The organism is Shewanella sp. DW31 (assembly GCF_015767295.1).
Classification (GTDB): domain Bacteria; phylum Pseudomonadota; class Gammaproteobacteria; order Enterobacterales; family Shewanellaceae; genus Shewanella; species Shewanella oncorhynchi.
This window is the reverse complement of record NZ_JADWMP020000008.1, coordinates 177,821-184,925: the sequence shown is the minus strand read 5'-3', so window position 1 is coordinate 184,925 and position 7,105 is coordinate 177,821. Positions and strand designations below refer to the sequence as shown.

Below are 7,105 nucleotides of genomic sequence, written 5' to 3'. Positions count from 1 at the left end.
TGCCTTCAAGCCTTCGCCTTGTCTAAAGCGCGTTGAACTCCCGCTGAATGAACAGATATTTAATACGATTGGTATAATCCAATGTCAACAAGAGCTAACAGGACAAAAATAGCGTCAACAAAGGCAGCCAGAAATAGCGACTTAGAGTTAACTGAAGCGAACGCTAGAAACTGAAATCAGGCAAGTATCCGATTGAGCTTCAATGATGGCAGGTAATGCCATCCGTCTTCGGTGATCATTTTACTTGTCATTCCAACGCGTTTTAATTCGCTATTGATACAAGCTATAAGTCGATATAAAAGCGATAGCCTACACCAGGCTCAGTCCGCACATACTGAGGTTCACTCGGGGAGTCGCCTAATTTTTGCCTTAAGTGACTGACCACAATTCGTAGATAATGTGTGTCTTCTGTATGAGCGGGCCCCCAAATTTCTTTGAGCAACTGAGTCTGAGTGACAACGCAGTTAGGTGACGACGCCAATTTAGACAATACCGCGTATTCCTTGGGTGTGAGTTCAACAATTTGATGATCAACTTTAACCAGCCTGCGACTTAAATCAATCTGCAACTTGCCGTCATCTAATATGGGTAATTTTTCAGGTTTGATATGGTCCCTTAAAATCGCCCGCACCCTTGCCAGTAACTCTTCCACACTAAAGGGTTTGGTCACATAATCCTGCGCGCCTGCATCTAATGCTGCGACTTTTTCTTTATCTTGATTGCGAACCGACAATACAATCACAGCAACATCGGACCATCCCCGTAACTCCTGTAGCACTTGATGACCTTCCATATCCGGCAAGCCTAAATCCAAAATAACTAATTCAGGTTGCTGTCGAGCGACAGCTGCGAGCCCTTGCTGACCATTTTCAGCTTCGGTAACGTCATAGCCCTCACTGGTGAGTGCAATCCGCAGCATGCGGCGTATTTGGGTCTCATCATCGATAACCACGATTTTTATTGCCACGTCTCTAGTCCATTCTGTGGTTTATTAAGGATATTTGGGCTGAAAATGATTAGCCAGGAACGGGATAGTCTAACGGCAATTCAACTTCAAAACGAGTGCCTTGCCCCTGTAGGCAATCGGTAACGCGAACACTACCGCCGTGTGCAGCTATCATGCCTTTACAAATAGCCAGCCCCATACCTGTATTCTGTTTTTTCTGATCGCCATCGGCAACCACATAAAACATATCGAAAATTTGATCCCTATGGCTGGCGGGGATCCCCGGCCCCCTGTCTTCAATTGCAATACAGCAACGGTGATTGGAAATGGTTAATTCAATACAAATAGGCTCTTCTGGTGGTGAAAATCGAACAGCATTCTCTAGAATGTTAAATAATCCTTGTTCGATCAGCGCCGCATGCACAAAGAGGAGTGGGGGTTCTTTTTCTCTGTGATATTCAACGATTGCATTAGGGAAATAGCGTTTAAGCCTGCCAAGTACGCTGCCAATAATGTCATCTGCCGAAACCCAATCACGCTCTATGCTCAAAGTGCCATGACCCAGGCGTGTCATATCGAGTAGATTTTGGATATAGCTGTCCAAACGACGGCTTTCTTGCAAAATAGTATCAAGTAGCTCGTTACGGTCGGCCTCTAGCAATTGTTTGTTCAATAGTTTTAAGCTCTCCGCCGCCCCCATCATGGCTGAGAGTGGTGATTTTAGATCGTGAGACACTGACGATAATAATGCGGAACGTAACTGCTCAATTTCTGTTTTCACCCGTGCCGATTCAAGATCTGACACTAACTGAATACGCCGCCATGTATTAGCGCCTTGCTGTAACATGGCCAGAATAAGCTCTCTATCAAACGGACTGAGTTCGTTGACCGTAGGTTGCCAATCTAAAATTGCCGCGCCAATCGTCGTACCTTCAAGTTCAATGGGGAACACACTCACACCCGATGCGCTCAAGGTATCGCTCAAACGCCCCGCCGCTTGTCCATGGCGCAAGGTCCAATCGATTGCGGCTAAATCAAGGTCGTTAAATGGCGTATTCAGCAGCGGTAAATAGGACCGCTGACCATCTTTACGCTGCAAAACAATATAACAATCGGCATTCACTGAACCAGCAATCTTGCGCCCTATCGTTTGCCAAAGGGCTTTTTCATCATCGGCGACCGATAATTCTTGGGCAACATCTTTTAAGGTTTCAGCATAACGATTTGACTCACGCAGTAAAATAAACTGATTTCGGATCCGAGATGCCGCAGGGCCACTGATAAGCCCTATACACATCAAAAAGATTAAAGTGGCAATATCATCCTGACTATTTACATTCATAGTAAATTTGGGATCAGTAAGAAAAAAATTAAAGCTGAAAAAAGACCACACCGCAGTTGCCATGGCAGGCCTAGCGCCATAGGTTAAACCAATGCTGACAATCAAGAAAACATATAACAACACCAGATTGCCATTACTGAGCCAAGTATCTAAAAATGCCACCAGCGGAAAAATAACCACCACGCCAATCAACCCAAGAATATGGCCTCGAAGATCACCAAAACTGGCTTTAGGCGTAATGGGATCTCGTACTTGCATTTGGTTTTCGGGTGCGTGATAGACACTCACCTCAACAGGTAAACCAGACTCAATCAAGCGCTGATACAGCCTTTTACGCCACCAAGGATAGGTGCGTTTCACACCCGCGCCGACTAATACTGTGTTAATTCGATGCAGGGCTATGTAAGGTAAAATGGCCTGATAACTGCTTGTGTCGCGTAATACTTCAGTCTGCGCGCCAAGTTCCTTCGCTAAGGCAAAGGCCTCATTTAGCCTTTTCCGCTGATAAAGGCCCAGCGCTTTGCCGGTATCGACCCAAAGCACTAACCAAGGAATTTGCCGCCGCTCGGCAATCTGCCGACCTATGCGGATCAAATACTGATGATCACTGCTGTTACTCACTAAAACCAACAATCTGTCTTTGAGAACAAAATCCGTTCCCTGTGCTTTGGCATCAAGTTCACAAATCAGTTTTGCATCGACTCGCTCTATGACTTTTTTCATTGCCAATTCGCGCAGTGCAGTCAAATTCGAGACCGAAAAAAAAGCATCTAAAGCCGAGCGAGCATACTCTGGCAGATAAACTTTGCCTTGCTGTAAGCGTTCGATAAGTGTTGATGGCGGTAAATCGACAAATATAATTTCATGGGCTTCATCAAGGAAGCGATCGGGGACGGTTTCCCGTACCCGTACTTGAGTAATTTGCAAAACCAGATCATTCAAACTGACCAAATGTTGGATATTGACTGTGGTATAGACATCAATGCCCGCAGCCAATAATTCTGCGACGTCTTGATAGCGCCGTTTATGACGACTACCGGGGACATTCGTGTGGGCCAACTCATCGACTAAGATAAGCTTAGGCCGACGAAGCAGCGCAGCATCCAAATCGAATTCCGTTAAACGATTATGATGATAATCAATGGGTTTACGTGCCAATACCTCAAAACCCGCTACCATGGCCTCGGTATCGGCACGCCCATGGGTTTCCACCAGTCCAACCAGCAAATCGACACCTTGCTGGGCCATTTCCCTTGCCGCACTGAGCATTGCATAGGTCTTGCCCACGCCAGGTGCCGCCCCAAGAAAAACCGTCAGTTTGCCTTTATCATTTTGCTGTATCTGACTTAAGAGCGCATTGGCTTGCTGTGTTTGACTGATTGGTACCACGATTAGAAACTCCTTGAAAGACTCACTATCCAGCGCGCATCACACAGGGACTGGCACTGACTCTGCGATAAATCCGTATCGACATAACCGACACTCAACACATCCTGCTCAGTCATATTGAGGTTCAGCCCAACTCGCCAATCTAAATAGTGGCTATTGCTTGCGGCCATAGAACCTAAAAACAGTGCCATATCTTGCTGAGAAGCAAAAAAATTGCTCCCAAGATGCAGTACTAGACTTACATTAGAGAACAGCTGCGGTTCATAACTGGCGTAAACATACTGAAAATCGTCCACATTCTCGCCAAAATAATCAGGAGAATAAACCAGCCCTAACTTAGCATCGGCGTAGCTTACCACAGCATAAATTTCGTTATAACTCAGGTCGGTATCGTCCTGAGAGTATTGGTAACGTATCACGCCTAGGTCCGTTGTTAAGCCATTATCCCAATCTTTAGCCCAGCCAGCGGACAAGTCGAGTTCTAAACTTCCATCCCCAAATTCGATGTTACTGCCCCAAAGCGAGCCATACCAGCCAGAATCATGGCTTAGGGTATACCCTGCTTGAACTGCAGGTCCTTCATCAGTTTGAGAAATACCGCGAAACGCATAATCACTTATGAGCATCACACTCCCTTGACTCTGCCAAGAGGCATTGCCCCCATGAGTCTCAGTGCTGGCAAGCGCGCCCATAGAGAGTGAAGATAATGCCATGATCACACTCGCACAGAGGCGCGAACAAGGAGCTGACTTAATCGGTAACATAAAAATTTATCCTTAAATTCAGTAGAATATTGTTTTATTGAGCGTGTTTAGCAATCTGGTCGAGAGCGAGGTTAAGCTTGAGCACATTGACGCGCGCTTGCCCAAAAATGCCCCACTGCGGTGGTTCGATAAATTGCGCCACTAAGGTCAACACTTGTGGTTCTGCTAACTGTCGAGCCTGAGCCACGCGCGCAACTTGCAGTTTGGCCGCTGCGGGTGAAATATGGGGATCCAGTCCCGCGCCCGATGTGGCGAGTAAATCCACAGGGATATCAGCGGCTTGAACGGATTCTCTGGCTTGGATTTCTTGGCTTGTTGCCATCACACGTTCACGTAACGCCGGGTTACTCGGCGCAAGGTTACTACCACCTGTCGCCATAGGATCGTAACCGACAGCGCTCGGCCGACTAAAAAAATAGGCTGGATTAACAAAGGGCTGAGCGATGAACTCAGAACCCATAGCGACATTATCCCTGTGGATCACACTGCCCTTAGCTTGTACGGGAAATAAAGCGCCACCGAGCTGAGTCACAGTGCCGGTATAGACAACGCCACACACAAATAACAGGGCGAGACTGGCTCTCAATCCCATAACGGCATGCTGGGTTTTAGTGGTATATACGATTGAATTCATTACTGTCTCCTAGAGCATAAGTGCAATGATTGAGTCGAGTGCTTTAATGCCGACAAAGGGTAAAATCACCCCACCTAAGCCATAAATCAGCATGTTATTTCGCAGTAATTTTTCTGCACTTATGGGTCTGAGCTTGATGCCTTTTAATGCCAATGGAATTAAGGCGGGAATGATAAGAGCGTTAAATACGAGCGCTGCGAGTACGGCTGAGGTTGGGCTGTGAAGCTGCATCAGATCCAGCGCACCAATTGCAGGCAAAGCCCCCGCAAATACCGCTGGAATAATGGCAAAATACTTAGCCACATCATTAGAGAGAGAAAATGTAGTCAAGGCGCCGCGGGTGATCAGCAATTGTTTTCCGACTTCAACGATAGCCAGTAATTTAGTGGGATCAGAATCCAAGTCCACCATATTGCCAGCTTCTTTAGCGGCTTGGGTACCTGAGTTCATCGCAAGACCTACATCGGCCTGCGCTAATGCCGGCGCATCGTTAGTGCCATCCCCCACCATAGCCACTAATCGACCTTTGGCCTGCTCTGCACGAATAAGGGCAAGTTTATCCTCAGGTTTAGCTTCAGCGACAAAATCATCGACCCCAGCTTCGGCGGCAATCACGCCAGCCGTTAGAGGATTATCCCCTGTCACCATGATGGTCCGCACACCGAGCGCTCTTAAACGGGCAAACCGCTCCGCAACGCCTGGCTTAATCACGTCACTTAAGGCTATAACCCCTAAAATGTGCGTACCACTGGCGACGACTAAGGGAGTGCCCCCCTGCAAAGCCACTTTGCGGATAAGCGCGTTAACAGATTCAGGCCAGTGAATTTGATGCTGCTGCGCCCAAAACTGCATCGCATCGCCCGCGCCTTTAATGCCTTGAATACCATCGGTTAAAATCACCCCAGAAACCCGAGTCTCCGGCGTAAAAGGGATAAAAGTCGCATCCGTAGGTTTGACGGGCAATACCGCGCCCAAATCTATGGCCAATTTGAGTACAGATTTCCCTTCAGGGGTGGGGTCATCTAGAGAAGACAGTACCGCCGCATCACGCAACATCTCAGCAGCAATGCCTTTCACGGGTAAAAATGCGGTCGCTTGACGATCACCGAAAGTGATAGTGCCAGTTTTATCTAGCAGTAACGTATCGATATCCCCCGCAACTTCCACGGCTTTACCCGATTTAGCGACCACATTGGCGGCTAAGGCGCGGTTCATGCCTGCAATACCAATGGCAGGTAACAAGCCACCAATCGTCGTTGGGATCAAACACACTAACAGCGCAATTAACATAGTGTAATCAAGGCTTGCACCGACGAAACCCGCCATGGGTGGCAAAGTCACCACCACGATGAGGAAAACCGCAGTCAATGATGCAAGTAGCACAGTCAACGCCGTTTCGTTCGGTGTTTTCTGACGCTTCGCCCCTTCGACCAGCCCAATCATGCGATCTAAGAAGCTATTCCCAGGATCGTTAGCAACCAGCACGGTAATTTCACCCGTAAGTACCTTAGTGCCGCCAATCACACCGGAATGATCTGTACCCGCTTCACGCAGCACAGCCGCAGATTCACCGGTAATCGCCGATTCGTTGATAGTGGCTATCCCTTCGATGATTTCACCATCGGCAGGAATATAATCACCCTGTAAAACCTTCACCTTATCGCCTTTGACAAGCAAAGTTGCGGATACTGATTCCAACTCACCGTGGCGTATGCGCCTCGCCTGCAAGGCCTCTTTCGCCGACTTTAAGCTGGCCGCTTGTCCACGACCCCTTGCCTCTGCCACGGATTCCGCAAAGTTAGAAAACCACACAGTAAGCAAAAGAATAAGGGTCGTGGCTAACTCAAAACCAACAGTCTCGCCATTGAAGAACTTTTGTCCAGTGATCAAAGCGGCGAGTAAAGCGCCCACCATCACCACGAACATCACAGGGTTGCCAGCCATACTCACTAAGGACATTTTCTTTACAGCACCAAAGGCAGCTTGCTTCACGCCGGCGCTATCTAATATTTGAGCAGGTTTATGCATGA

The 7,105-nt window shown here is 47.8% G+C and carries 5 protein-coding genes; all 5 read right to left on the bottom strand.

Going from position 1 to position 7,105, the window contains the following annotated elements; all coding sequences use genetic code 11:
• Positions 1 to 283 precede the first annotated feature (283 nt).
• Genes GWI56_RS21870 through kdpB form a run of 5 tightly spaced genes read right to left on the bottom strand, consistent with a single transcriptional unit; the run spans position 284 to position 7,103 of the window.
• A complete protein-coding gene (locus tag GWI56_RS21870) occupies positions 284 to 967 on the bottom strand; it encodes a response regulator (protein WP_028760150.1) in 684 nt (227 codons plus the stop codon).
• Between the two features lie 49 nt (positions 968 to 1,016).
• Positions 1,017 to 3,677, bottom strand: coding sequence for a sensor histidine kinase KdpD (locus tag GWI56_RS09425; RefSeq protein WP_113939544.1), 2,661 nt, complete (start codon positions 3,675 to 3,677; stop codon positions 1,017 to 1,019).
• A gap of 2 nt (positions 3,678 to 3,679) precedes the next feature.
• Positions 3,680 to 4,441: a TorF family putative porin gene (locus GWI56_RS09420; protein ID WP_168824076.1), complete on the bottom strand. Its 762-nt coding sequence runs from the start codon at positions 4,439 to 4,441 to the stop codon at positions 3,680 to 3,682.
• Positions 4,442 to 4,475: 34 nt separating this feature from the next.
• Complete coding sequence (kdpC, locus tag GWI56_RS09415) at positions 4,476 to 5,075, bottom strand: potassium-transporting ATPase subunit KdpC (protein WP_168824074.1); 600 nt, start codon at positions 5,073 to 5,075, stop codon at positions 4,476 to 4,478.
• 9 nt (positions 5,076 to 5,084) lie between these two features.
• Positions 5,085 to 7,103, bottom strand: coding sequence for a potassium-transporting ATPase subunit KdpB (kdpB, locus tag GWI56_RS09410; protein ID WP_131525163.1), 2,019 nt, complete (start codon positions 7,101 to 7,103; stop codon positions 5,085 to 5,087).
• Positions 7,104 to 7,105: the final 2 nt, after the last annotated feature.

Bases quoted from the DNA above. Each gene is read 5' to 3' on its own strand.
- GWI56_RS09420 (WP_168824076.1), bottom strand. From the start codon at position 4,441: ATGTTACCGATTAAGTCAGCTCCTTGTTCGCGCCTCTGTGCGAGTGTG.
- kdpC (WP_168824074.1), bottom strand. From the start codon at position 5,075: ATGAATTCAATCGTATATACCACTAAAACCCAGCATGCCGTTATGGGA.
- kdpB (WP_131525163.1), bottom strand. From the start codon at position 7,103: ATGCATAAACCTGCTCAAATATTAGATAGCGCCGGCGTGAAGCAAGCT.